The organism is Novosphingobium sp. TH158, from assembly GCF_002855555.1.
Lineage (GTDB): Bacteria > Pseudomonadota > Alphaproteobacteria > Sphingomonadales > Sphingomonadaceae > Novosphingobium.
This window is the reverse complement of the sequence record NZ_PKRT01000001.1, coordinates 1,483,687-1,509,762: the sequence shown is the minus strand read 5'-3', so window position 1 is coordinate 1,509,762 and position 26,076 is coordinate 1,483,687. Positions and strand designations below refer to the sequence as shown.

Here is a 26,076-nt window from a genome sequence, read left to right as displayed (position 1 = left end):
TCAGAACCGCGGTAGTTCGGGATGGGGCAGAGCCCCGTGATGCACGTGCATCCGGCCCAGTTCGGCGCAGCGGTGCAGCTGGGGGAAGACCTTGCCCGGATTGAGCTTCAGCTCCGGATCGAAGGCGCACTTGATGCGCTGCTGGTGGGCAAGGTCGGTCTCGTCGAACATCGCGGGCATCAGGTCGCGCTTTTCCACGCCAACGCCGTGCTCCCCGGTCAGCACCCCGCCCACTTCCACGCACATCCGCAGGATGTCGGCACCGAATGCCTCTGCCTTGTCGAGCTGGCCGGGCTGGTTGGCATCGTAGAGGACCAGCGGGTGCAGGTTGCCATCGCCGGCATGGAACACGTTGGCGACGCCCAGCCCGTAATGGTCGGAAAGCTGCGCCATGCGCTCAAGCACCTCGCTGAGCCGCTTGCGGGGGATCGTCCCGTCCATGCAATAGTAATCGGGAGCAAGCCGGCCCACCGCCGGGAAGGCAGCCTTGCGGCCTGCCCAGAAGCGCAGGCGCTCTTCCTCGTCCTGCGATATGCGCGAGGTCGAGGCGCCGTGGCTGGCGGCGATTTCGGCAATGCGGGCCAGCAGGATATCGCACTCGATCGGCGGGCCATCGACCTCGACGATGAGCAAGGCTTCGACATCGAGCGGATAGCCCGCCTGGACGAAGGCTTCGGCAGCCTGGGTCGCGGGGCGGTCCATCATTTCCATGCCCGCCGGAATGATGCCTTCGGCAATGATCGCGGCAACGCAATCGCCGGCCGATCGCGTGTCGGGAAAGCCCAGCAGGATGGCTCGGGCCATCTCCGGGGCCGGCAGGATGCGGACGGTGATCTCGGTCACCACGCCAAGCAGGCCTTCGGAGCCGACAACCACGCCAAGCAGGTCCAGGCCCTCCGGTTCCAGACCCCGACCGCCAAGCCGGATGACTTCGCCATCGGCCAGCACCATTTCCACGCCCAGCACGTTGTTGGTCGTCAGCCCGTATTTCAGGCAATGCACCCCGCCGGAATTCTCGGCGATGTTGCCGCCGATCGTGCAGGCAATCTGGCTGGACGGATCCGGGGCATAGTAGAACCCGTCAGCTTCCACGGCCCGCGTGACGGCAAGGTTGGTCACGCCCGGCTGGACCACGGCCACCCGGTCCAGGTAGTCGATCTCGACGATCCGGTTCATCCGTGACAGGCCCAGCAGCACCCCGTCTGCCAGCGGCAGGGCTCCGCCGGAAAGCGAAGTTCCTGCTCCGCGCGGCACCACATTGATGCCCTCGGCATGGCACCAGGCCATGACTTGCGAGACCTGTTCGGTGTTCTGCGGCAGGACGACAACCAGCGGCGGCTGGCGATAGGCGGTCAACCCGTCGGACTCGTAAGCCTTGAGCTCTGTCTCGGTGCAGATGACCCCGTCGGGCACGATGCGGCGCAATTCCGCCGCGATCTCCAGGCGGCGGGCAATGGTCGCGCGGCATACATCGGGCATTTTCAATGACATCGGTCGGCCCTAATTTGCCTCAGTCTCAAGCACTGTTCCGGGGTCCCGCGTTGTTCGATCAGCTCCGGTAAGGAAGAACAGGAAGGCGCCGACCAGCGTGGTCCCCGCGCATATCCATATGAACGCGTCGTAGCTGCCGCCGCTCATAGCCAGCGTGAAGCTCAGGATCAGGGCTCCGATAGCTCCACCAGCATCAAGCCCGGACTTCACGAAGGCGAACACCAGGCTGAAATTACGCAGATTGAAGTGACGCGAGACAAGGTAGCCACCGATGTCTCCTTCAGCACCCTGCGCGATGCCGATGAGCATGATCCCAGCGGCGCATAGCGAAACGGTCATGCCGGGCATACCGAGAATGGCGAAGCCAACGGCAGGCAGGCTAAGTCCAAAAAGGGCCACCTTGTTTGCCGATATGCGATCGAGTGCGATGCCGAAAATCGCCCGGCCAATAATGACCCCGGTCGCATAGAGCGAGACCATCCACGTTCCCGCTGAATCGCTGATTCCCTTGGACAGCACCACCAGCTTCAACTGAGAAGCGGCAAAGGGTTGGGCAATGTTGATCATGAACATGCCGCCAACAATCAGCAGGAATGCCGGTTGACGCGCGATGGCGCCGAGTTCTGCCAGCGACAAACGCGGATTGCGAACCTCTCCTGTGTCTGCCTGGCGCTTCGCGATGCGCCCGAGGAAGAAAATGCAGATCGTCCCGCCAACAGCCGACGCAGCGGCGAGAGAGACGAACCCCGCTCGCCAGCCATCGGCGGCGATTATCCACCCGAGAATGGGGGCGACCACAGCGCCCGACAAAGGCGGGCCCATCATCAGGAGCGACAGAGCAGTGCCGCGCGCCCTGTCGAACCGATCGACAATGATTCGTGCGAAGACAAGCGAAGTGCTCATCACGCCGAAGATGTGCTGCAACAGCCAGATTGCGAAAAATTCGTATATGTTGCCATTGAGCGTGCTGAGAGCGAAAAATCCCAAGGACATTGCGGCAAGCCCAATGCTCGCTGCCACACGCGCGCCAAACTTGTCCGTAAACCGCCCGGCAAGCGGGGTGATTACGGCCGTGATCAGCGGCAATGCACTGACAAGCGCGAACTGCGCCTTGGACCAGCCAAACTCCTTGATGAGTTCGGGGGCGAAGAGGCTCATCGTATAATGGCTGAGCGCATTGCCGGTGGCGATGCCGATGAAGGTCGCCAGGACGACCGTCCAGTTGAGCCGGAACTCCTTCATGAAACTCAAGGCAATCCTCCTGCGAACGTGGCTTGCGCGCCACTTGCGCAGCCTGTTCGGCTCCCGCTGGCCGCCCGTCATTAGCCTCCTTTTGGGTCAGGCGCCAGTACCATCACTTTCTAGTGGTAAAAAAGATTGACCATTAGGAAATGCGGTCATACCAATTGCATCCGGAGGCATCGCGCAGGCAACTAGCCGCCTGCAACCGGCACAGGTGCCCCGATCGCCACTTGAACAAGGGAGGGGCAAATGAAGAAGCACCTGCAGACGCTCGCAGCCGGGACTGCCCTGGCATTGATCCTTGCCGCGGCTCCTGCCCAGGCGCAGGAGGCAGAGGCTGCCGCGGATGAAGCCGGCGATGCTTCGGCCAAAGAGGAAATCGTCGTCACCGGCACGTCGATCCGCGGACTGGTTAAGCCCGTGGGCGCCTCCACCGTCGCCGTCGATCGCGAGGAAGTGAAGGCAACCGGCGTCACCAGCACGGTGGACCTGCTGGCCAACATCCCGCAGATCCGCAACTTCGGTGGCGCGCCGGCCGGCCAGGCATCGGCCACGCAGTCCTTCGCAATCCCCGCGCTGCGCAACCTGCCTAACACGCAGCCCGGCGATGGCACGCTGTTCCTGTGGAACGGCAACCGCATGGTCGGCGGCGGCTTCAGCACCCGGCCCGATCCCGCGGTCATCCCCACTTCGGCGATCGACCGTGTCGAAGTGGTGCTTGGCGGCGGTTCGGCCATTTACGGGTCCGACGCCGTGGCCGGGACGATCAACTTCGTGATCCGCAAGACGCTCGACGGCGCAGAGGTGCGCGGCACCTATGGCATGGCGGACGAATACAGCCAGTTCAACATGAGCGGCGCCTGGGGCAAGGTCTGGGACACCGGCAATGTCCTCGTTGCGGTCGATTATTCGGGGCACTCGAACATTCTCGGTTCGGACCGCAGCTTCGTCTCGAATGACCTGCGTTCGCGCGGCGGCAGCGACTTCCGCCTCACCAGCTGCGCGGTGCCCAACGTGGTGGTGGGTACGACGACCTACGCCTATCCGAACTGGTCGACGACGGCGAACCGCTGCGATCCGAATGACTACCAGGACATCTATCCGCACGAACGGCGGTGGAGCGTGCTGGGTTCGTTCAACCAGCAGATCACCGACAACCTCGAATTCGGCGTGGATGCCTATTTCTCGAAGCGGAACGACCAGTTCTTCTTCCAGCAGACGGCGGCGACGGGCACGATCCGATCCACGGGAACGCGGGCCAATCCCTATTTCCAGACCCCGGTTCCGGGAACCACCTCGCAGACGGTCAACTTCACCTTCGGCAGCGTCTTCGGCAATTCGGTGATCTCTGACCAGGACTTCAAGACCTGGCAGGTGATGCCCAGCCTGAAGTGGACCATCGGCGGCGGCTGGCGCGGGGTTGCCACCTTCAACTATGGCTACGGCGATGGCACCGTGAATCAGGGTGACATCAACCCGGCTTACAAGCTGGCCCTGGATCCCGGAGCGACCGGCGCGCCGCTGACGACTGCAACCGCGCTCAATCCGTTCAACCTTTCGCAGACCAATCCGGCCCTGCTTGAACAGATCCGCAACTGGAACAAGTACACCCACCGTGATCACGAGACGGTCCATTCCAAGATCGTGTTCGATGGCCCGCTGTTCGCGGCGCCCGGCGGCGACGTGAAGCTGGCGGTGGGCGGCGAGCGGTATTGGGAAGACCAGTACAGCATCGAAGCGGTCGGGCCGCTCGGCAAGGAGGATCCGGCCCTGGCCGGCGGCATCGCCTATCGCGATCGCACGGTCTATTCGGCCTTCGCCGAAGTGGTGCTGCCGCTGTTCAGCGCAGAGAATGCGGTGTCCGGTTTCCAGAGCCTGATCCTGAACATCTCGGGCCGCTACGATGACTATTCCGACTTTGGCGGCACCTTCAATCCGAAGATCGCCGGCACCTGGACGCCGGTGGACGGCATCGCACTTCGCGCCAGCTACGGCACCGCGTTCGTCGCGCCGAGCCTGAACTCGATGGCCAAGCCGCCTTCGGTCGTGCTGTCGTCCACCACGTCGACGGCGCTGATCCCGCCGGGCGGCAATTCGAACCTGCCGATGGCGACAATCCAGGGCGGCAATCCAGGCCTCAAGGCTGAAACCGCCCGCACCTTCGACGTGGGCATCGATTTTACGCCTGCCTTTGCGCCGGGGCTGAAAGCCAGTGTGACCTATTACTGGATCAGCATGAAGAATGTGGTTGCAGGCCCCAATACCAGCCAGTTCCTGACAACCCCGGCCTATGCCGGTTACTACGTGATCCCCACCGGCACGGATGCGCAGAAGCTGGCGCAGATCAACGCCTTCCACGGCCTGTCCGGCCTGCCGATCGAAGGCGGCGGCTCGGTCGACCGCCTCGGCATTCCGCAGATCGTCGTGGATTCGCGCACTGCGAACCTTGGGGAATCGCGCATTTCCGGGATCGATTACTCGCTGCAGTACCGTATCGACACCGGCATCGGCACCTTCACGCCGGCGATTGCCGGCACTCACGGTATCAAGCTGGACCTGTCCAACCCGTCGGGCGCGCCCTTCGTCAACCAGTTCCTGAACGGTAATCCGCGCGATGCCTTCACCGCGTCGCTCAACTATTCCAGCGGTCCGGTCAAAGCGCGCGTCGCGTGGGATTACCTTGGCGGTTATCCGGTGCTGGGCGTGACCAACCAGACCTATGTGGAATCCTTCCAGACGGTGAACCTCTACGCCAGCTACGAGCTGCCCAGGCAGGGAATCCTCGAAGGAACGACGATCTCGGTCAACATCGACAACCTGCTCGATGAAAAGCCGTCATTCATCAACCGCGCCACGGGCACGGGGCAGATTGGCGGCGTTGGCCAGGGCTCTTTCATCGGCCGGTTCTTCAGCGTCAGTCTCGAAAAGAAGTTCTGACCGGCAATCTTCGATAATAGCGGCCTTCCCCCGGCGGGGAGGGCCGCTTTTTCGTGAGCGCCGGAAATGAACTGGCGCCGGCAGTTCCTCCCCAGGATACGTGCCGACGCCAGCTCCTGTTCTGGTTAGCATCGCTGCTGCGCCTTGCCAGTCCGATTCCGCAGTTTCGGTCAAATAATTTGACCATGATTTCGCGGTCGTCTACCCCGCCGGCTTGCCAGGCGCGTTCGCATGATGAAATCAGGTGGAACGATCCTGCCGCGGCTTGATGAAGGGATTCGGACTTTGGCGACTGACAAGCAAATGTGGTGGGAACAGCCCTACCGCATCGTGCAGACTAACCTGCGCCTGATCGATGCCAGCCTCGATCCGGCATCGCTGGCCCGGCAGGCGCGGGACTTTGGCGCAAGTGCTATTACCTTCAACGTGGGCGGGATCTATGCCTTCTATCCCACCGAGCTGCCGCTCCACGCCCGCAACCCCTACATCACCGGCGACCTGACCGGCGAAATGCTCGCCGCCGCGCGCCGTGAAGGCCTGCGCATGGTCGGTCGCTTCGATCTCTCCAAGGGAACGAAGCTGGCCTACGACGCGCACCCCGAATGGTTCGTGCACAACAGGGCAGGCGAACCGCAGGAGTACAACGGGACCTATCAGGCCTGCGTCAACGGTGGCTGGGCAAAGGACTACGCCCTGCAGATCCTGCGCGAAGGTATTTCGCGTTACGACCTCGACGGCGCCTTCTTCAACATGACCGGATACCAGCCGGTCGATTACAGCGGCCGGAACCGCGGCATGTGCCATTGCGCCAATTGCCAATCCGCCTTTGCCGGGATGTTCGGTCGGGAGCTGCCGGAGCGCGAGGACTTCAGCGATCCCGCCTATGCCGATTACATCCTGTTCAAGCGCCGCACGAGCCAGGCGGCGGCGCAGAACATCTACGACACGGTAAAGCAGCTGCGCCCCTCCACCGGGATCATGGGCAACGGCAAGGGTGCCTGCGATTTCATGCGGCTGGAAATCCAGCGCGCCGTCAGTCGCCCGGCACCCGAATGGCCGCATCAGCCGGGCGAACTTGCCCGCTGGGGCGCGGCGATCGGGCGGGGCCGTGCCTATTCCTGCGCCTCCACCAATTTCCTCGATTACCAGTGGCGCTATGCCTCGGAAACGTCGCACAACCACATGCTGCGCTTCGGCCAGCAGATCGCGAATGGCGCGCAGATCGACTATTACCTGCTTGGCCTTTTCGACCAGCCGAACCGCGAACCGCTTGAGCCGGTCCACCGCTTCATGGAATGGCACAAGGCCAATGGCGAGCACCTGACCGGCACGCGATCCGCCGCCCGCGTCGCGCTGTACCATTCGCGCACGGCGGACCTTCACGCCGGGGCAACCGCCAGCGGCAAGACGCGCAACCAGTGCTTCCGGGGGGCATACCGCCTGCTGCTGGAAGCGCGCATCCCGTTCGACTTCGTCAGCGACGAGCAGATGGAAGATGCCGACATTGCCGAGCAACTCGCCCGCTATGACGTGATCGTCCTGCCCAACACCGCCTGCATGAGCGATGCCGAAGCCGCAGCGTTCGATGCCTATGTCGCGGCAGGCGGCACGGTAATCGCCACGGGCGAAACCGGGCTTTACGACGATCGCGGCAACCGGCGCGGCGAATTCGCGCTTGCCTCTTTCCCTGCCGGGGCGCCTCGCGAAGCTATTGCCGGTCTTGAGACCTATTTCGCCATCGGCGAGGCTGAACTGGACTTTCCCGAAACCCGCCTTGCCCATCTCGACGGATGGTATTTCCCCGCCGCGGCCAAACCCGGTGCAGAAGCGATGCTCTCGCTGATGCCGGTCCAGCAATATGGCCCGCCCGAGCTCTGCTTCCCGCAGGATCTGGCTTCCGCCGGTCCGGGCGTGCTCACGCGGGCGCATGGCGAGGGGCGCGTTGTCTGGCTGCCCTGGCTTCCCGAATGGCTCTATTTCCGCGATGGCCTGGCCGAGCATCGTGATCTGCTGGCGCAGCTCATCAAGCGGGCAACTCGCGCACCGATTAAGCTTGAGGGTGCGGGCGCGATCGAGGTTACCGTGCGTGACAAGGGTGATTGCCGGATGGTCCACCTCGTCAACTACGCCGGCCAGCGCGGCAGTGCCTATGAGGAGCCGCCGGCGATTGCGGGCCTGCGACTTGGCGTGCGCGATGTCTCGGGCACCGGCAAGGCGCTGGTCAGCGGAGCGGAGATCGCGTCCGGGTCTGTCGATGCCGAAGGTTATTGCTGGATCGATGTGCCGCCGGTGAAGTACTTCGAAGTGCTCGTCCTGCCGCGGGCGAAAGCGTGAGGGACGCCATGCAAGGGCACACGGTCGTTACAACACTGCGCTACCAGGGCGCACATTGGCAGGGGCTGCGCGATGCCCTTGGCGAGGCGGAGGTGCTGCGCTTCGACAGTCCGGAAAGTCCCGGCTTCGCCGAGGCGCTGGACCGCGCGACGATTGCCATCCTGGCCAAGGACCCGGGTATCGACATCCTGTCCGCGCCCAATTTGCGCTGGATCCATGTCGATCATGCCGGCCTCAACCGGGCAGCGAAGCCCGAGGCTTTCCGCGAGGGACTGGTCGTGACCGGGTCCTCGGGCCGATCGGCGCCGGTGCTGGCGGAACATGCGCTGTTCTTCTGCCTGGCGCTTGCCTATCGTTATCCCGATTTCCTCGATGCCCAGCGCGCGCACCGGTGGGGCGTGCCGGGGCAGGAAGACCTGCGCGGGCTTTATGGCCGCACCATGGGCATCGTCGGCCTGGGCAATACCGGCAAGGAACTGGCGCTGCGGGCCAAGGCCTTCGGCATGCGGGTGCTGGGTTACCGGCGGCGCGATGCTGAGGCGCCGGCCGGCGTGGACAAGGTATTCAGCGCAGATGCCGGCGAAAGCCTCGACACGCTGCTGGCCGAAAGCGATTTCGTAGTGCTGGCGCTCGGCTTGTCGGACAAGACCCACCGCCTGATCGGTGAGCGTGAACTGCAGCTGATCGGGCCCCGTGGCTATCTCGTCAATATGGCGCGCGGGCCTGTCGTCGATGAGGCGGCGCTGGTGCGCGCGCTCCATGCCGGCACGATTGCCGGGGCGGGGCTCGATACCTTCAAGGTCGAGCCACTGCCGCAGGACAGCCCGGTCTGGGACGCGCCGAACGCCCTGATCACCCCGCACGTCACACCTGCCGTGCCAGACCGCACGGCGCGTTCGCTGGAAATCATCGTCGAGAATATCCGGCGCTTCGAAGCGGGCGAACCGATGCTCAACCCCCTGACCCCCGAGGACCTTTACACCCGGGGGTAAGCCGCTTCAGCGCTTGCCCTTGGGCGTGGCGAGAAGTTCATTGCGCGCCAACCGGCGGATTGCCGCTTCGAGCCGCTGTTCCTCTTCGTGGATTTCGCGCTGGGTCTGCATGGTGGAAACCATGTGCTGGCGCGAAGCCGCTTCGGCTCCGGCGGCGTCGCGGGCCATGATCGCCTCATAGATCGCGCGGTGTTCGGCCAGCTGCTCCTCGCGGTCGCGACGATGTTCGTAGAGGTTGCGCCGGTTCATGTAGACGTTGGAGCGCAGGATCGATTCCAGGCTGCGCATCACCTGCAGCAGCATCACGTTGTGCGCTGCGCCATAGATGGCGAAGTGGAAATCGCCGTCGGTGGCGGCAATTGCATCCATGTCCCCGTTTTCGTGGGCGGCTTCCATCTTGCCGAAGCAGCGGGTGATTTCCTCCCGGTCCGCCTCGGAGGCGCGCTCGGCGGCAAGGCCGGCAGCCGCAGCTTCGACGACAGCGCGAAATTCCATGCAATCGAACCGACCGCGGGCATCGTCGAACAGGTGCATCAGCGGGTCGCGGATCGACTTGCCGATCTTGTCGCTGACATAGCAGGCCCCGTTGGCATCGGTCATCAGCATGCCGCGCTCGACCAGTTGCTCCAGCGCATCGCGCAGCGAAGGGCGCGAGACATCGAGCTTGGCGGCAAGTTCGCGTTCCGGCAGCAGGCGTTCGCCGGGCGGCAGGGCGCCCTCCAGAATGAGCTCCTGGATGTGCCGCGCGACGGCGTCGGCAAGCTTTTCGGGCCGGATCGAGGTGACTGCCATGACCGGTTCGTAGCGCGTCAGCGCCGGCGAACCAAGCCGGTCATTCGCCAAGGCTGAACTGCCCCAGCGTTTCGATGGCCTTGACCAGTCCGGAATGATCCCAGCCCGCGCCGCCCTGCGCCACGCAGGCGCTGAACAGCTGCTGGGTCGATGCCGTGTTGGGCAGCGACAGGCCAAGCGCGCGTGCGCTGCCAAGTGCCAGGTTCAGGTCCTTCTGGTGCAGTTCGATGCGGAAACCCGGATCGAAGGTGCGCTTGATCATGCGCTCTGCATGAACCTCGAGCACGCGCGACGAGGCAAAGCCGCCGAGCAGCGCCTCGCGCACCCGCGCCGGATCGGCTCCGGCCTTGGCGGCGAAGACGAGCGCTTCGCTCACCGCCTCGATGTTGAGCGCCACGATGATCTGGTTGGCGACCTTGGCCACCTGGCCATCGCCGACCCCGCCGACATGGGTGATGTTCTTGCCCATCGCCTCGAACAGCGGAAGCGCCCGGGCAAAGGCTTCGGGTGTGCCGCCGCACATGATGGTCAGCGCGGCATTGCGGGCACCGACTTCGCCGCCCGACACCGGTGCATCGACATAGTCCGCCCCCAGTTCGGCGATGAGCGAGGCGAATTCACGCGTCGCGATCGGATCGATCGAGCTCATGTCGATCACCAGCTTTCCCACCGCCAGGCCATGGACCACGCCATCGGCCCCGAACAGCACCCGTTCGACGTCGGGCGTATCGGGAACCATGGTGATGATGACGTCGGATGCTTCGGCCACTTCGCGCGGATTGGCGCAGACCAGCGCGCCGCCTTCGACCAGTTCGGCGGGCAGGTCCGAACGGTGCTTGACCACTGCGAGGCGGTGTCCTGCGGCGAGCAGGTGGCCCGCCATCGGTCGGCCCATGATGCCAAGGCCGATAAAGCCGATATTCATTCCCATTACTCCTGGATTGCTTGGCCGAGCGGGGTCGGCAGGACGAGAATCGCCCGGAAATCGTTGACATTGGTGAAAGTCGGCCCGGTGCGGACAAGGTCCCCCAGGGCATCGAAAAATGCCCCGCTGTCATGCCGCTGAAGCGCATCGCGCGCGTCCAGCCCGGCGGCCCTTGCGCGGGCAAGCGTATCGGGCGTGTAGATTGCTCCGGCAGCACCAAGGTTGGCGCCGTCTTCGCCGTCGGTGTCGGCGGCAAGCGCCCAGACATGGGCGTTGCCGGCAAGCTCGCCGGCAAGGGCGAGCAGGAATTCGGTATTGCGCCCGCCCTGTCCAGCAGGTCCGTTGCCGACGGTGACGGTCGTCTCGCCGCCCGAAATCAGCACGACAGGTCCGGTGGTTGCCGCCACTTGCCGCGCCATGGCCCGGCCCAGTTCGGCAGCTTCGCCTTCCAGGTCGTCGCCGAGCAGGATCGGCTCCACACCATGCCCGCGCGCCAGCACTGCCGCCGCCTCCAGCGATGACGCCGCAGTTGCCACCAGCCTGACGGGATCGGCATTGGACAGGACAACCGGCGGTCCCGGATCGAGCAGGAGCCGCGCGACCGGGGCGGGTAACGCCGAGCCCAGCCGTTGCACGACATGGCTCAGGTCAAGCGCGCCATCTTCGTTCGGCGCCGTCGGCCCGGAAGCGATGGCCGATGGGTTGTCACCCGGAATATCGCTGATTGCCAGGGTCACCACCCGCGCCGGTGCGGCGGCAGCGGCAAGGCGGCCGCCCTTGATTGCGGACAGGCGGCGGCGCGCGGCATTCATCGTGCGGATATCAAGACCCGATGCCAGCAGCAGGCGATTGGCGGCCTGCTTGTCGGCAAGGGTCAAGCCCTCGGCCGGCAGGCACATGGCGGCCGAGCCGCCGCCGGAGATCAGCGCGAGGACAAGATCGTCCTTGCCCAGGCCCTTGACTGCGGAGAGGATTTCCCGCGCCGCCTTGACCGAATTCTCGTCCGGCACCGGATGCCCGCCTTCCAGCACGCGGACGCGGGTACAGGCCTTGCCATATCCGTATGGCGCAACCACGCAGCCGGAAATGGCGACATCAGCCCAGGCCGCTTCAACGGCTTCCGCCATCGAAGCCGCAGCCTTGCCCGCACCGACGACGACGCAACGACCGGCGGGCTTTGGCGGCAAGTGTTGGGGAAGCACCTTGGCCGGATCGGCAGCCGCCACCGCCGCATCGAACAGCTGCAGCAGCAGCTTCCTCGCCCGGCCGTCAAGCCCGGCAGGACTGGCCGCCAAGTGTCCGGCTACATCGGTTTCGACTGTCGTCACGCATTCCCAATCAACTTCGCCTGCCCATGCCCGCAGGCAGTCCGGCCGGGCGCTATTGCCCCATCCGGAATTTTGGATAAAAGTTTTTACCAGAATGCGCAACAGTGATAGCTGTGGCTCCGAAAGAATCATTTCCCGGGAGAATCCGAACGTGCGAACTGCAACCTGCCTGACAATGATTTCGGCGACCGGGGCACTGGCCTGGGCGATTGCCGCACACAATCCGGCCATCGCCAATGGCGGCCAACCGGCGCGGATTGTCGATGCGAAGAGCCTGCCTTTCGTCCGCCAGACCGACGAGCGCTTCCAGTCCTACCAGATCGGTTTCTCGCACCTGACGGGCGGGGAAACCTGGAAGTCTTTCGACAAATTGGGCGGGCAGCCGGCCAAGTCGGTTTCCGACGCGCGAGAGGCAAGGGCCGCAACGGACCTGACCAATCGCCGCCTGCGCAACCTGACTTCCGCACTGGCGCCGTTCTATCTGCGCTACAGCGGTACGACGGCCAACAACGTCTATTTCCAGGACAATGACCTGCCGAAGCTTGAGCAGGCGCCCAAGGGCTTCAAGGTGGTGCTTACGCGCAAGCGTTGGAAGGAAGCGCTCGATTTCGCGGCAGCGGTCAATGCGAAGGTCGTGACCTCCTTCACCATCTCCACCGGGGTCCGCGATGCCAACCACGACTGGACGCCCGCCATGGCGGCACCGTGGATGGCTTATACCCGCTCCATCGGTCGCTCACTCTACGCCGCGGAACTCTATAACGAACCCAACGCGCCGGAATATCCCGAGCTGCCCAAGGGCTACAGCGTTGATCAGTTCGGCCGGGATTTTGCCGCGTTCAGCACATTCATGGGCAAGGCCGCGCCGACCACGCGGCTTGCCGGTCCGGGCAATGCGATGCTCGGTATCCCCGGCGTCGAATCGATCATGAAGCCCACTCCGGAGGACTATGCCCAGGCACAGCCCCGGCCGAAGTTCGGGATCTTCTCCTACCATTTCTACCCGGTGCTTTCACAGCGCTGTGCGCCTGCCAATTCACCGCAGAGCATCACCGCGGACAAGGCCTTCGATCCCGAATTCCTTGCCCGGCCCGAGCGGCAGCTGCTCAAGATCAGGACCCTGCGTGACAAGTATGCACCCGGCGCCCCGATCTGGCTGACGGAAACCGGAGGCGCGGCCTGTGGCGGCCTGCAGTGGCAGCCGACCTTCCTCGACATGTTCCGCTATCTCGACACGGGAGCGCGCCTTGCCAAGAACGGGCTCGATGCGATCTTCACCCATGCGCTGATCAGCGGCAACAATGGCGTGATCGACGAAAAGACGTTCGATCCCAACGCCAGCTACTGGGGTGCGGTGCTTTGGCGGCGACTGATGGGCACGCGCATCCTTGATGCAGGCCCGACCGAGGAGGGGCTCCATACTTATGCCCATTGCCTGAGGGGCAGCCGCGGCGGTGTCGCCCTGCTGGCCCTGAACATGAAGGACCGCGCCTATGCGGTTGCAGTAAAGGGCCAGGCGCAGGTCTATGCGCTCACCGGGCCGGAGTTGCAGGGCAAGACAGTTCTGCTGAACGGCAAGGAACTGGCGGTCGGCAAGGATGATCGCCTGCCGGCAATGAAACCCAAGGCCACATCAGGGAAGATCGACCTCGCTCCCTTCAGCGTCAACTTCATCGCCCTGCCGCAAGCGAACAACCCGGCCTGCCGGCGATAAGAGTCGAACGGGGAAACGCATTCCCGTCCGATACCGCGATCAGCCCGGTAGCAGCGCCGGCCATTACCGGCCGGCGCTGCCTTAGCCGATCTCTTGCCCCTCAATGTGGACTGGGATTCCACATTTTGACGAGACTATTTGGCGCTCGCAGGAGATGCGTTTCGCGCGGCTTCCACGTCCGCTGCCACGCTTTGGCGCAGGCCTTTCCAGTGGAACTCTGCATCCGGGTTCAGGGCTGAACTCTGGCCAGTGAAATGGGTGAGCAGCATCGGCCTGTAGAGCGGAGTGGTGATCTTCACCACTTCGTCCCATTCGGCCAGGGCCGTCTCGAGCTGGCTGACCGCTTGCTGCTTCGCACCAGCATCGCCGCCCGTGCGGAAGGTCTGCAAGGCCACGCCGCCGCGAATCTTGGCGGCGAGGTGCAGGCCGAGGTGGGCCCAGGTCCGCACATCGGCCACCTCGTAGGGCAGCGCCAGGTCCTTGCCGGGGTCAATGTCCTTCACGAGTTGCAGGGCCCTGCGGCTGTCAGCTTCAAGGCGATCGGCGATCATGGGCGGTGTCATCCGTCCGGCGGGGAAAGACTGCCCCTTCGCCGTCGTGGCGACATAGTCTGCGATGTTGACATAGGTCGGATCAAGCACCGGCTGCCTGATGAGATCGTCGACGCTGATGTATTGCATCGTGCGGCCGTCCAGCCACATCATGCCCTCGCTATAGAGCGTGTGGTCCCACTGTGAATAGAACAGCGAGGCCAGGCGCAGCGGCGTCGCCGAGGCGTGCTCGAAGGCCCCTAGCAAGCTCTTCCCCTTTTCGCCGTAACGCCGGGTGAACTCGTCCGAGAACACCTTGTCCGGCGTATCCGGATTGTAGAGCAGCCGGCCCCAGAGCATGTAGAACAGCCATTGCCGCTCGAAGGCATAGGTCCACTGGGCGTGGCTGTCGGCCGCGGTGAAATAGTCGCGTGCCGGGATGTAGGTTTCGCTGCCCACCGTATAGCCACCGACGTAGGCGGGCGTACCGTTCGCCTTCACGTGCTCACGGACGAAGGAGGGGACGCCCCAGCGCAAGGCGAATACGTCCTCGTTGCGAGCAATCCAGTTGATGCGGTAGTTTTTCGGCAACGGCTTGAAATAGGTATCGCCCATTCTGCCGCCATGAATCTGGGCAAGCCGGGTGGTCGACAGCGCGTGCGACCAGTTGAACTTGAAGTTGATCTGGATCGGGCCGTCGACGAAATCGATCTTCTCGATCGTGTCGCGCAGCATCTGCTCGTCGATCCTGGGATCATGGCCGGTCTGCTGCCATTCCTTGGTCTCGACGGAGTTGATGCTCCAGATCAGCTTCACCGGCCTTCGGGCATCGCGGATGGCGGCAAGATAGGTGTCGTTGACATAGCCGATCCGCTCGGCCGCCGTCATCTCGCCCATGCCTTCGCCAAGGTTGATGCCCAGGCCCGTCAGGTCCGGATATTCTTCCAGCACCTGCCCGATGCTCGCGCGGACATAGTCACGAACAATCGGCGATTTCTCGCCCTTGGTGTTGTAGCGCGGATAGGTGTTCAGCTTGCCGACGCCATAGGCCTCGGCGAATTCCTTGCTGACGAAGATGTTGAAGGGCAGCAGGTAGGTGTCGATTCCGCGTTCCTTGGCTAGGCGGAAGATCGTCTTGTGGAGCTGTTTCCATTCTTCGAGCTGGCGATCGTCGAAAGGGTTGGCCGCCGGATAGCCCTTGGTCCGCACCATGTAGGGCCAGGGATGCAGGTTGCTCAGCGTAATCGCATTGAAGCGGTTGCGAACCAGCATGTCGAAGAACGCTTCCCAGTAGCGGGGATCGCGGACGGTATCGCTGTGCTGGCCGATTGCGGCGCTGGCGCGGTAGGAATCCCACGGGAGGTCGAACTTGATCGCGCGGAAGGCGACGGTCGGCTTCTCGCTTGCGCTTTGCATCCTGCGGACCGGCACGCCCTTGTCGAGCTGTTCGACGACCGCCAGCGCGCCATAGATGAGCCCGCGGCCATCACCGCCCGTGATCGTCAGCGAACCGGGCCGGGCATCGATGGCATAGGCTTGCGGGGCGAGCCCGCCCGTCTTGATCGACAGGACGATCGGGAAGCTTCCGACCTGACCGGCCTCAACCACCGCGACCTTCCGGCGATCGAGTGCGGCACGCAGCTGCGCGGCGGCATAGCTCGCCTGGACATTGGCAGCATCATGGCTGACCGAAACCTCTTCCGCCCGTGCGGGCGCGCCAAAGGGCCCCAGCACGAGCGAAAGCAGGCAGGCGAGCGCCCATCCGGGCAGAAAACGCGAAGCCATTACTTGCGGCCCGCCGCCGGTTCGAGAACGATGAGCTGCAGGGCATTGGGCGTCAGCGTCACCGTCATATCATGCCGGCGGCCCGGCTTGACCACGCTTTCGCCGACCTGTTGCAGGTTCGCCGTGGCGGGGTTGGCCCAGTAATTGCTGATCTTGTCATCGATCCGGTACATCCGCTGGCGCAGCGGCTTGCCTGCCAGCCTGGCGGGAAGCGCGGCCATGTCGATTCTGACCTGATACGATTGCGTGCCGACATGCTGGTAGTTCCAGACCATCACCGCCACGCCGCTCTTGTCCTTGGTGGCCAGGGCGTAAACTCCCTTGCCCTTCACCAGCGCGCTCGATTGCGCCGGCACCCGCACGTCCTTGAGCTTGGCCATCATCGCCATGGCATTGCCATAAGGGGTGAAGGTGTTGGTCAGCGGGGTCTTGCGGTCAGCACCGCCGCGCGTGATCAGCTGGTCCTTTCGCTCTTCGCTGAAGTGGCGCAGGACCCAGTTGAACGGCACGATGCGCGGGCTTTCCATGTACCAGTAATGGAGCGCCGGCACGCCCGCAGCGCCGATCAGGTAATCGGGACGGGCATCGCTTGCATTGTCGAACGATGGGCCGGGGTAGATCCCGGTTTCGGTGATGAAGCCGGGGATGCGGGTATCCAGCCCGCGTGCCTTCAGTGCCGCCTCCAGCATGCCACGCTCCGATGCGACCTCGCTCGGATCGGTCTTGTAGAAGTGATAGGCGCGCGGACCGTTGGTTGCGCCCGTTCCCTCGGGGAACCGACCGTACCCATGCCAGGAAATGAAATCGAGCCGCTTTTCCGGGGACGGATCCGCCTTGTAGCGGTCAAGGAACGGGTTCAGCCACTCGTTGGAGTATTGCATGAAGCCGGGCCCGCCAAGCTGGAGCGGAACCTTGGGCTTCAACTCGCGATTCACCTGGTTCACGGCCTCGTAATAGACCTTGTAGAAGTCATAGAGGCCGGACGGTGTCAGCACCTTGGCAAGGTTGTGATCGGGTTCGTTGAAAGCTTCGATGTACTTGATCTGCGGATATCGGCGCTTCAGTTCGCGCATGATGTTCAGGATGACGGGCTTGACCTTGTCGGGCGTCGCCTTGCCGTCGCGGATCATGACCCGCGTATCCATGACCATCAGCAGGTTGTCTGAAAGCCGGCTGACGTCGGACAGGTAATCGGCAATGGCGTCGTAGGTGTAGGTGCCCTTTGCCTCATCGAAGATCAGGTGGGCATCCACCCAGACCTTGTAGGTGTGGCCATGCAGCCCCTGCTCATTGAAGAACTGGACGTCGGCATCGCGCTGTTCGGGAAAGGTCCGCGCACGGCTGAGGTTGTTGTAGCGTTCCGGGTGCAGGAAAGCACCGCGCGACTTGCTGAAATCGACCTTGACTGTCGCGGGCTGGGAAGTGGCAGGAACCGCGGTGCCCGGCTCGGCACCGAGAGGGGCGGCAATACCTGCGGCCAGCAAGGCAAAGGTCGCGGAAAAGCGGAAGGTGTTATGAAGCATTTGCGGGTTCCAGGATGAAGTGGGTAGCGGGTTGGCAGGGCGGCAGATCACTTGCCTGCGGGCACCTGCATGATTTCGTACCGGTAGCCGTCGGGGTCGGTCACAAAGAAGATGCGCTTTCCGGCGAGGTCCGGAACCGCAAAGCCGGCCGCGGTCAGGCGCGCAGCAGCCTGCGCGGCATCGGGCACCCTGATCATGATGCGGCTGAGGCCGTCACCCAGGACGACTGGCGGTGTAACGCTGGTCTCGGCGCTGCGCTGGCGCAGGAGGATGAAGGGCGAGCCCGTCGTTCCCGGTGCCGTCAGCACCGCACCCGGCCCGGGTTTTCCGGGAATGCGCGAGGCCACCTGCAGGCCAAGGCCGTCGGTGTAGAACTTCAGCGAGCGTTCGAGATCGGTTACCATCAGCACCGGCCCGGCGATCTGCGGTGCCGTTGCAGGGGCGGGCGTTTGTGCGCTGACGGCGGCGAGCGGCAGGGTGACTGTTCCCAGCAGTGCCGCACAGATCGTGGCGGATTTCATCAGGATCATACTCCTTGCGCAATTGTCTGACGGGCGGCCCGATTATGGCACATCATGCCCCGGGCGACATCATACCTGCTTCTCAATCCCAAAGCCCTTGCCATTCCGGGCCTTGAGGGCGCTCGGCTCTGGTGGCTGGGCTTTTATCTCGTCCGTGCGCCGTCCGTATTTCACTCCAGCAACAAACCGCCGCGCCGGAGCGGTTCATTTCCGGCGAGCAATACTTTCCATTGCCAATGGATGTAGCAATGCGACATCGTGGAAAACACCATGCCAGACAAACCCGCCGGACCGTCCATCCTTATCGTTGATGATGACCCCTCCGTGCAGGCAGCGGTTTCCGATTTTCTCACGGCCAATGGCTATCGCGTTCACGTTGCAGCCGACGGGCCGGGAATGCGCCGCGTGCTCGACAGGCACGAGATTGCGGTCGTCCTTCTCGACGTCATGCTTCCCGGGGACGATGGTCTCGCGCTGGCGCGGGAATTGCGCGACATTGGCGACATCGGGATCATCATGCTTTCCGCCCGTGGTAGCGAGGCCGACAGGGTCAGCGGTCTCGAAATGGGTGCGGACGATTACCTGCCCAAGCCCGCCGCCCCGCGCGAACTGCTCGCCCGGATCAGGGCTGTGCAGCGCCGATACCAGGGCGATCGCGCCGGCCGGGTTCAGGGCACCGGCTTCTCGTTCGAAGGCTGGACCTTCGACCCGGTGCGCCGGGTGCTTCGCGATCGTGCCGGGCTGGTGGTGAGCCTGTCCGAAGGCGAGTTCGAACTGCTCCTTGCCTTTGTCGAGAACCCGGGACAGGTCCTCAGCCGGGACCAGTTGCTCGAACTGGCGCGCGGTGAGGAATCGGAAGCATTCGACCGCGCAGTCGACGTGCAGGTCAGCCGCCTGCGCCGCAAGCTGGGCCAATGCCTGAACGGAGAAGCCATCCGCACGGTGCGGGGTGAAGGCTATCTCTTTGCCCCCGTGGTAGGTCGCTCATGATGGGCCGGGCCCGCTTCTGGCTCAATTCCATGCAGGCCTACATGATAGGCTTCGCCTTTTGCGTCATCGCACTGCTGACCGCCGTCAGCATGGTCGCGGTGGAAGTCGCCGGGCCGCCGCGCCTTTCGGCCATATCGGTCTATGACGTGGGACGCGTGATCCTTGGCAAGGACACGGTGCGCCCGTCAATTGTCGAAGAGTTTTCACAATCCGGCTCGATCGCTCCGGCAATGCCGACGACCAGTGTCGAGCAGCGCATTTCCAGGCTTCTCGCAGAGGAGACCGGACGCTCCGTCGACGGCGTAAGCGTCTATCTGGGCAATCGTTCAGCCCGATATTTCGATTACGTCGAACGCCAGCTTGATGCTTATGATCGTGACGGCAGGGCAAGTCCGGTCATCAGCGGAACGATCATTGCCCACGTGCGCGAAGGCGACGGCACATGGCGGACCTTCAAGCGAGAGAGCGGAAACGGCTTTGTCGACATCTGGTTTCTGCTGCGTGCCAGCCCGTGGATCGGCGGCCTGATCATACTGCCGTTCAGCATGTGGTTTTCCACCCGCATTGCCCGCCCCGTCCGCGCCTTTGCGCAGGCGGCCAGCCGTGTGCGAGACGGGCACCAGCAATATCCGGTCCCTGTGATCGGGCCCAATGAAACGCGCATCGCCGCCGTCGCGCTGAACGAGATGCAGGCCCGTATCGGCGCCTTCATTCGCGAGCGCACGACGCTTGTCGGGGCAATAGCGCACGATCTGCGTACGCCGCTCAACAACCTGCGGTTCCGAATTGCCAACGCCCCCGAGGCCATACGGGCGGGAGCGGAATCGGACATCTCGCAACTCGACCGGCTGATCAGCTCGATCCTCGACTATGCCGAGACGGACGGCAAGGCGCTTGCGATCGAGACCATTGACCTCACCTCGCTGCTGCAAAGCCTGGTGCACGACAACGGCGATCTCGGGCGCGACATCAGCATCGATGCTGTGGAGGCCCGGATCGAAGGCGATGTGGTGATGCTAAGGCGCCTGTTCACCAACCTTATCGAAAACGCGTTCAAGTACGCCGGAAAGGTCGCAGTGCGATTGGCTTGCGATGAAGAAACGGCCACCGTGGAAATCCGCGATAACGGCCCGGGCATGTTACCCGATGATCTGGCGCGGGCGTTCGAGCCGTTCTTCCGCGCCGAACGATCGCGCAATCGCGACACGGGCGGTATCGGTCTCGGCCTGCCAATCGCTCTTTCGATTGCCGAGGCGCATGGCGGATCGCTGACGATCGAGAACGCGCCTGACGGTGGCCTGCTGGCGCGGGTAATTCTGCCCCGGGGCCGCGCTTAAAAAAAACGGCCCGCCTCGCAGCGGGCCGCAGGTGCCAGGCCTGGTCGCAGGAGACTGGAGGTTCTCCGCCAGCCAGGCCCGACCCTAAATCAGCGCGAACCGATCGCCAGCCGCAGGCTGATCCCCACCTCGCGCGGTGAATTGACCGAAACGCTGTAGTAGTCCGACACATAGTTGATCGTGCCGCCGGTCGATGTGCGGATTGCACTCGAAAGCGGGGCCCCGCCCTGGCTCAGGATGCGGCGTGTGTTGAAGACGTTCTTGGCGAAGGCCTGCAGTTCCCACGATCCGTCTGATGCCCTGAGCCCGGCATAGACATTGGCCAGTGCATAGGCAGACACGTCGTCATTCGTGTTGTTCGGATCGCCCTCGTTACGCGGCGTATAGTTGACCAGCGCGCGCACGAACCCGCCTGCCGCATCGAACACCGGGAAGCTGTATTCGGACTGCAGGTTGGCCGACCATTTGGGCGTGGTCAGCGTCCGACCGGAATAGACGCACTGGGCAACGTTTTCGCCCGGGCCGACTGCCGCCTGCAAAGCCGCAACCGTCGGCAGCGCGGCATTGGTATCGGGCTTCCCGTCGGCATTGAGGTCGTTACAGGCGATGGTACCGTTCTTGATCTTGCCATCGGCGTAGCTGAAATTGCTGCTCACCGACCAGCGCGGCGTGATCTGGAAGGCTCCTTCGACTTCGACACCCTTCACGGTCGCCGGGACCGCAGCGACGAAATTGAAGTTGCTGACCGAGGACCGCACCACGCCGCCCTGCAGGGCATAGTTGATGAAGTAGACCCCGGCCCCGCGGTAAACGTAGTTGTCGTAGTCCTGCTTGTAGAGGCTGACATTGAAGCGGCCGCGCTTGTCGAGGAAGGACGTTTTCATGCCGATTTCGTAGGAGGTTGATTTTTCCGGCGGCAGGTCGAAGAACGACCGTTCACGAACCGTGGGCTGCAGGTTGAAATCGCCGACGGCGAATGCTCCGGGCCGCCACGAGGTTCCGACCGTGCCATAGACCATGAAGTCGTCACTGAAGCGGTACTTCGCCGATGCCGACCAGACGGTTGCCTCAACCGTATTGTTCCGGTCGGGAATCGTGCGGTTGCCGTTCTGCAGGAAGCTGGAGAAGTTGCGGTAATTGATATGGCGAAGCCCGCCGGATACTTCCGCACGCTCGCCGATATGGGCGATGACGTTGCCGAACCAGGATTTTTCCGTGGAATTGGCGTCGCGGATAATCGAGGTGAGGTTGATCGACGATACCGCCGTGCCGGTGCTGTTGAGCAAGGGCGTTTCCTGCGTCAACCGGCTCGGGGAGTTGTTGCGGTCATACAGGAACCCGGCGACATAATCGAAGATGCCCAATACGCGTTCGTCCGAGGCCAGTCGCAGTTCGTGTGACTTGCGAGTGGCAGTGCCGTGGGTGCACTGGAAATAGGCCTGGTTGGTTGGCGTCAGGTTGGCGCGCCGGCCCTGTTCGCTGCACACCGCTTCATATCCCGTGGGATCGCGGAAGGCTCGTTCCACAAGCGAGAAACGCGGCGGGCCGAAAAAGTCGGCACCATCCGAAGCGGCCAGCGAGAGAAAGTCCTGCTTGTTATAAGACCCGGTGTAGCTGAACTTCTGCCCGGCGAAACGGAGCTCCCCGTTCCAAACGTAGATCTGCTGGTCCTGTCCCTGCCGCGATCCTGAATCCTCAAGGCTGAGCCGGTCGTAAGGCTTGATCACCGGTGTCGCCACCGAAGGCAGGCCGGTGACGAAGGTGGCCGATTCCACAGAACCGTACTGGACCTGCCGGCTGCGCAGGGTCTGGTACATGAAGTTGAACGAGGCGAAGTCCGCCGGCTCGAACCGGGCACTGGCGCGCAGGGCCTTGGTCTTGCGGAACGGCGCCGGGGTGTAGGTGCCATCTTCCTTGATCGAACGGATCAGGTTGCCCTTGTTCTCGTCGATCACGCCGGCAAGACGAATGCCCAGCACGTCGGAGATCACAGGAACGTTCAGCGCGAAATCGCCCTTGTAGGCATCGGTATCGGTTGCCGTGGCGCTGAACGAGACCCCTGCCTCCCGGAGGTTGGGCTTGCGCGTCGTCACGGTAATCGAACCCGAGGGCGATGCACGGCCGCGCAAGGTCCCCTGCGGGCCGCGCTGCAGTTCGAACTGGCCCACGTCGAACGAGGACTGGAACAGGAAGTTCGACGAGATCGGCGCCTCGTTCAGGTAGAATTCGACCGTGGCGTTGTTGCCGCTCGCTTCGGGATTGAAGGCCACGCCGCGGACTGTGGCGGAGGTCGAGAAACTGCCGCCGCCCGACAGCGTCAGGCCAGGGACGAGCGCCTGGATGTCGGTGAAATTGCGCAGGTTGAGCTTCTCGATCTGCTCGGAGGTCACCACGTTGACGGTCTGCGGCACCTCTTGCAGCGCTTCGTCGCGGCGGCGGGCAGATACGACGATCTCGTTGCTGTTCGCCGGTGCTTCGACGCCGTCCTCGGCAGTCTGGGCCAGTACCGGACCCGCGGGCAAAAGCATTCCCGCAGCGAGCACGGTCGAAGTGAGCAGGACTTTCATGGCAGCCTCCCAATTTTATCGTTGACGGATGGCAGGCCCCGATCCTCAGGTTCAGGTATCCGCCTCCGCTCGCGAGGCTAGCATCGGGTGTTGCGGATAGTATTTCCGCCCGGAAACATTGGTCGGTGCGTTGGTCCGGGGCGCGATCGTGCTGCCCTCGTCCTCTCGAGGGCAATGGCGCCGGTCAGCGCTCCGGCTTGCCAAAAAAAATGCGGCCCGGCTGGGAGGAGCCGGGCCGCTTGCCAGTTCGCTATTGCGAGCGGACTAGAACTTCTTGCTGATGCCCATCTTGAGCATGCGGCCAAGGGTCCAGCCGGCGTAGGTCACCAGGTTGGCCTGGCCGCGCGGCGTGATTTGCGGCTTGGCATCGAACATGTTGTCGACATTCAGGCGCAGCGTGGTGCCCGAAAGCGCGCCAGCCGATTCCCCAAACTCGTAACCGAGGGCCAGGTTGAAGGTCTGGAACGGGTTAATGGCCTGGCCGATGAGCCCCGAAACGTTCGGTGCCGAGTCCTTGTACGAGCCCGAATAGTTCCAGGTCAGCCTGCTCGAGAACCCGCCGGTCTTGTAGCCCACGAAGCTGATGAAGGTGAATTCGGGGCCGCCGTTGCCAAGTTCGTCCGTCGGAACGCCGAAGTTGGCGGTCGACTTGGTGGTCTTGGTTCCAGCCAGGCCGAGCGACAGGTTTCCGTTGCCCACGATGGCATCGTAGTACACGTGGAAGTCCACGCCCTGCAGCTTGGCCGAACCGATGTTCGAGGTGCGGCGGTCAACGAACAGGCCAATGCTTCCGGCACTCTGCTGCGTCTTGAGGGCGGCACCGTTCGTCAGGCTGGCGAGGATTTCCTCGTAGAGGTTCGCAAAGCCGCTGGTGGTTGCAGGACCGGTGAGCTGGGCGTTGTAAATGTAGAGATCAGGGTTGGTTATGTAGGTGTTGAGGTTCTGCGGGTTGACCGCACCCAGCACGTCCCGGAAGTCGATCGAGTAGAACTCGCCGCCGACGCGCAGCCCTTCGAGCGGGGTCAGTTCGAGACCGATTGCCCAGCTTTCCGCAGTCTGCGGCTTGATGCCCGCCTTCACGCCTTCGGCGATCATGGCGAAGGTGCCAAGGCCGTTATCCTTCTTCGGCGTATAAGGATCGTACGGACGGCTAGAACCGTAAGCGGCGGCAAAGCGGCCAACGCCAAGGCCCAGACCGTCAACGGCCGTCGGAGCGTTGAACGACTTGTTCCAGTGGCCGAAGATCTTCAGCCAGTTGGTCGGCTTCAGCGTGGCACCGAAGTTGGGGTTCGTCGTCGAGCCGAAGTCGCTGTACTTGTCATGACGGACCGAGGCCGAAAGGTCGAGGAACGTCAGGACCGGAAGCGAAAGTTCACCGAACAGCGAGTAGGCATGGCGGCCGTAGCTCTGCCAGGGCAGGGCCTTCACCGCATCGACGCGACCGGCCAGAAGGTGGCTCTTGGCCTGGTTGTCCTGGTACTCGGCACCCACGGCGACCTTGGCGTCACCGCCCGGCAGCGCGAAGAGCGGGCCGTCGGCAACCGTGCGGGCAACAAACAGCTGCTGCTCGGTTTCCTGGGCGTTCTCGTAGTCGATCAGGTCGGTGATCACGGCAGCGCTGGCCGCCGCAGCGTTCAGCGGGTTCAGCTGGCCGGCAGCGATCGCTGCGCCGGTGGGCGAAGCGGCGGCCGTGCAGCCCGTGATGTAGCACTGGGCCAGAACCGTGTTGATGCCCGGGAACTTCTGGTAGTTGAACGAACGGCCGAAGTGCGCGGTCGTGCGGACCTGCCAGTCGCTGCCCAGTTTCACGGTCAGCTCGGGGGTGACACCCCAGGTTTCGAAGCCGACCTTGCTCGGCGTGTTCACATAGGCCGCGTTGGGCGCCAGCGAGAAGCCGATGCCTTCGGTGATCGCCTGGATCGTGTTGAACGCCGGGCGGCCATAAAGGGCAAGCACCTGCGAGCCGCTGGTGATTCCGCTGCCGGCCGAGGTTACGCCGCGCGGGAAGACCGGAAGGCTCTGATCGCGCTTGGTGTAATAGGCCGTCATGCGCAGCGAAACGGTATCGCTGAAGTCGTTGGTCACCTGACCGAAGACGTTGTAGCGCTTCTGGCCGGCAAGATAGGCGCTCGGTCCGACGCTGTCGCAAGCCGTGCCGACCGCAAAGGTGCCCGCACCCGAAGCGCGCGCGTCATTGGTCCAGACGCCGCCGGCGCTGGCAACGTACTTCCAACGGGTTTCGGTTCCGACCGGGGTGTTGCACTGGGTCCCGGTGAAGCTCGGCACCATGGAGGGGCTGAAGATCTGGCCGCCAGCCCAGCTGGTTTCGTTGTTGAGGACGGAATCGCGGCTGGCGTAGCCACCCGAGATATAGGCATTGCCGGTCGACCAGCTCTTGCCGACGGTCAGCTGGGCGTCCCACTGGTCGAAGTTCTTGATCGTCGTGCCCATGCCGTAGTTTGCATCGACCTTGATGCCTTCGAACTTGCGCATGGTGCGGAAGTTGATCACGCCGGCAACTGCGTCCGCGCCATAGAGCGAGGTGCCGCCATCGGTAATCACGTCCATGCCGGACAGGACGGCGGCAGGGATGATGTCAACGTCGATCGACGACTGGTTGACGCCCACCGGGGTGAAACGGAAGCCATCCAGGATGACCAGCGTGGTGCCGCCCGAGCTGGCATTCGCGCCGGGCAGGCCGCGCAGGTTCGGCTTGGTGATCGAGATGCCGGCGCTCACGCCGCGCGGATCGCCTTCGAAACGGCCGTTGAAGGTGTTGGAAATCTGCGGAACCAGCGCGAGCAGCTCGTTGGTCGAGTTGGCGGCCTTGGCGGTCAGCGCTTCGGGCGTAACGGTAAGGGTCTGTGCGCCGATCGTCTCGCTGCCGCGGATCAGGGTGCCGACAACGACAATGCTGTCGTCGCCCTCGTCAGCGCCGTCATTGGACTGGGCTTCCTGAGCGAACGCGGGCGCGCTCACCACGGCGGCAAGCGACAGGCTTGCAATCGCAAGGCTACGATATGAAATCATTTTCCTCTCCTCCCAAAGGCCGAATTTTTTCCGGCCCG

General features: G+C 63.6%; 16 protein-coding genes. 6 read left to right on the top strand and 10 right to left on the bottom strand.

Annotated features, from left to right (window positions below; translation table 11 throughout):
- Both C0V78_RS07480 and C0V78_RS07475 read right to left on the bottom strand, forming a co-directional pair.
- Positions 1-1,491: an FAD-linked oxidase C-terminal domain-containing protein gene (locus tag C0V78_RS07480; protein ID WP_101797146.1), complete on the bottom strand. Its 1,491-nt coding sequence runs from the start codon at positions 1,489-1,491 to the stop codon at positions 1-3.
- Between the two features lie 9 nt (positions 1,492-1,500).
- The gene (locus C0V78_RS07475; RefSeq protein ID WP_254049935.1) at positions 1,501-2,733 is read right to left on the bottom strand and encodes an MFS transporter; all 1,233 of its coding nucleotides are present in this window, start codon (positions 2,731-2,733) and stop codon (positions 1,501-1,503) included.
- A 249-nt stretch (positions 2,734-2,982) separates the two neighbouring features.
- Between C0V78_RS07475 and C0V78_RS07470 the strand changes: the two genes are divergently transcribed.
- The 3 genes from C0V78_RS07470 to C0V78_RS07460 all read left to right on the top strand — a co-directional run bounded on the left by C0V78_RS07470 (position 2,983) and on the right by C0V78_RS07460 (position 8,996).
- The gene (locus C0V78_RS07470; protein WP_101797144.1) at positions 2,983-5,670 is read left to right on the top strand and encodes a TonB-dependent receptor domain-containing protein; all 2,688 of its coding nucleotides are present in this window, start codon (positions 2,983-2,985) and stop codon (positions 5,668-5,670) included.
- 285 nt (positions 5,671-5,955) lie between these two features.
- Positions 5,956-8,004, top strand: a complete 2,049-nt coding sequence (locus C0V78_RS07465; protein WP_158241500.1) for an alpha-amylase family protein — start codon at positions 5,956-5,958, stop codon at positions 8,002-8,004.
- 8 nt (positions 8,005-8,012) lie between these two features.
- Positions 8,013-8,996 carry a D-2-hydroxyacid dehydrogenase gene (locus C0V78_RS07460; protein WP_101797142.1) on the top strand — a complete coding sequence of 328 codons (984 nt, stop codon included), beginning with the start codon at positions 8,013-8,015 and terminating at the stop codon, positions 8,994-8,996.
- Positions 8,997-9,002: 6 nt separating this feature from the next.
- Here C0V78_RS07460 and C0V78_RS07455 read toward each other — a convergent pair whose 3' ends face one another.
- From C0V78_RS07455 to C0V78_RS07445, 3 genes are read right to left on the bottom strand one after another with little or no spacing between them, the layout of a single operon-like run.
- The gene (locus C0V78_RS07455) at positions 9,003-9,839 is read right to left on the bottom strand and encodes an FCD domain-containing protein (protein WP_101797141.1); all 837 of its coding nucleotides are present in this window, start codon (positions 9,837-9,839) and stop codon (positions 9,003-9,005) included.
- Entirely contained in the window at positions 9,829-10,713 is an 885-nt protein-coding gene (locus tag C0V78_RS07450) for a 2-hydroxy-3-oxopropionate reductase (RefSeq protein WP_101797140.1), read from the bottom strand. Before C0V78_RS07450 ends, C0V78_RS07455 begins: the two co-directional genes overlap by 11 nt.
- A 5-nt stretch (positions 10,714-10,718) precedes the next feature.
- Entirely contained in the window at positions 10,719-12,041 is a 1,323-nt protein-coding gene (locus C0V78_RS07445; protein ID WP_254049851.1) for a glycerate kinase, read from the bottom strand.
- Positions 12,042-12,216: 175 nt separating this feature from the next.
- Here C0V78_RS07445 and C0V78_RS07440 point away from each other — a divergent pair, with 175 nt between their 5' ends.
- The gene (locus C0V78_RS07440; protein ID WP_101797138.1) at positions 12,217-13,755 is read left to right on the top strand and encodes a hypothetical protein; all 1,539 of its coding nucleotides are present in this window, start codon (positions 12,217-12,219) and stop codon (positions 13,753-13,755) included.
- 134 nt (positions 13,756-13,889) lie between these two features.
- On the opposite strand, the gene C0V78_RS07435 is transcribed toward C0V78_RS07440, so the two are convergent.
- The 3 genes from C0V78_RS07435 to C0V78_RS07425 are packed head-to-tail and all read right to left on the bottom strand — an operon-like array spanning position 13,890 to position 18,114.
- Positions 13,890-16,070, bottom strand: a complete 2,181-nt coding sequence (locus tag C0V78_RS07435; RefSeq protein ID WP_216822167.1) for a glycoside hydrolase family 20 zincin-like fold domain-containing protein — start codon at positions 16,068-16,070, stop codon at positions 13,890-13,892.
- A complete protein-coding gene (locus C0V78_RS07430) occupies positions 16,070-17,593 on the bottom strand; it encodes a hypothetical protein (protein ID WP_101797137.1) in 1,524 nt (507 codons plus the stop codon). Before C0V78_RS07430 ends, C0V78_RS07435 begins: the two co-directional genes overlap by 1 nt.
- A gap of 47 nt (positions 17,594-17,640) precedes the next feature.
- Positions 17,641-18,114, bottom strand: coding sequence for a VOC family protein (locus C0V78_RS07425; RefSeq protein ID WP_158241499.1), 474 nt, complete (start codon positions 18,112-18,114; stop codon positions 17,641-17,643).
- A gap of 270 nt (positions 18,115-18,384) precedes the next feature.
- Here C0V78_RS07425 and C0V78_RS07420 point away from each other — a divergent pair, with 270 nt between their 5' ends.
- Together C0V78_RS07420 and C0V78_RS07415 are read left to right on the top strand one after the other, a co-directional pair.
- Entirely contained in the window at positions 18,385-19,104 is a 720-nt protein-coding gene (locus tag C0V78_RS07420) for a response regulator (RefSeq protein ID WP_101798249.1), read from the top strand.
- Entirely contained in the window at positions 19,101-20,441 is a 1,341-nt protein-coding gene (locus C0V78_RS07415; protein WP_101797135.1) for a HAMP domain-containing sensor histidine kinase, read from the top strand. The genes C0V78_RS07420 and C0V78_RS07415 overlap by 4 nt, the downstream gene beginning before the upstream one ends.
- 89 nt (positions 20,442-20,530) lie before the next feature.
- On the opposite strand, the gene C0V78_RS07410 is transcribed toward C0V78_RS07415, so the two are convergent.
- Both C0V78_RS07410 and C0V78_RS07405 read right to left on the bottom strand, forming a co-directional pair.
- Positions 20,531-23,008 carry a TonB-dependent receptor gene (locus C0V78_RS07410; RefSeq protein ID WP_101797134.1) on the bottom strand — a complete coding sequence of 826 codons (2,478 nt, stop codon included), beginning with the start codon at positions 23,006-23,008 and terminating at the stop codon, positions 20,531-20,533.
- Positions 23,009-23,272: 264 nt separating this feature from the next.
- Entirely contained in the window at positions 23,273-26,038 is a 2,766-nt protein-coding gene (locus C0V78_RS07405) for a TonB-dependent receptor domain-containing protein (protein ID WP_158241498.1), read from the bottom strand.
- Positions 26,039-26,076: the final 38 nt, after the last annotated feature.

Bases quoted from the DNA above. Each gene is read 5' to 3' on its own strand.
- C0V78_RS07480 (WP_101797146.1), bottom strand. From the start codon at position 1,491: ATGTCATTGAAAATGCCCGATGTATGCCGCGCGACCATTGCCCGCCGC.
- C0V78_RS07475 (WP_254049935.1), bottom strand. From the start codon at position 2,733: ATGAAGGAGTTCCGGCTCAACTGGACGGTCGTCCTGGCGACCTTCATC.
- C0V78_RS07470 (WP_101797144.1), top strand. From the start codon at position 2,983: ATGAAGAAGCACCTGCAGACGCTCGCAGCCGGGACTGCCCTGGCATTG.
- C0V78_RS07460 (WP_101797142.1), top strand. From the start codon at position 8,013: ATGCAAGGGCACACGGTCGTTACAACACTGCGCTACCAGGGCGCACAT.
- C0V78_RS07450 (WP_101797140.1), bottom strand. From the start codon at position 10,713: ATGAATATCGGCTTTATCGGCCTTGGCATCATGGGCCGACCGATGGCG.
- C0V78_RS07440 (WP_101797138.1), top strand. From the start codon at position 12,217: ATGATTTCGGCGACCGGGGCACTGGCCTGGGCGATTGCCGCACACAAT.
- C0V78_RS07435 (WP_216822167.1), bottom strand. From the start codon at position 16,070: ATGGCTTCGCGTTTTCTGCCCGGATGGGCGCTCGCCTGCCTGCTTTCG.
- C0V78_RS07430 (WP_101797137.1), bottom strand. From the start codon at position 17,593: ATGCTTCATAACACCTTCCGCTTTTCCGCGACCTTTGCCTTGCTGGCC.
- C0V78_RS07425 (WP_158241499.1), bottom strand. From the start codon at position 18,114: ATGAAATCCGCCACGATCTGTGCGGCACTGCTGGGAACAGTCACCCTG.
- C0V78_RS07420 (WP_101798249.1), top strand. From the start codon at position 18,385: ATGCCAGACAAACCCGCCGGACCGTCCATCCTTATCGTTGATGATGAC.
- C0V78_RS07415 (WP_101797135.1), top strand. From the start codon at position 19,101: ATGATGGGCCGGGCCCGCTTCTGGCTCAATTCCATGCAGGCCTACATG.
- C0V78_RS07410 (WP_101797134.1), bottom strand. From the start codon at position 23,008: ATGAAAGTCCTGCTCACTTCGACCGTGCTCGCTGCGGGAATGCTTTTG.
- C0V78_RS07405 (WP_158241498.1), bottom strand. From the start codon at position 26,038: ATGATTTCATATCGTAGCCTTGCGATTGCAAGCCTGTCGCTTGCCGCC.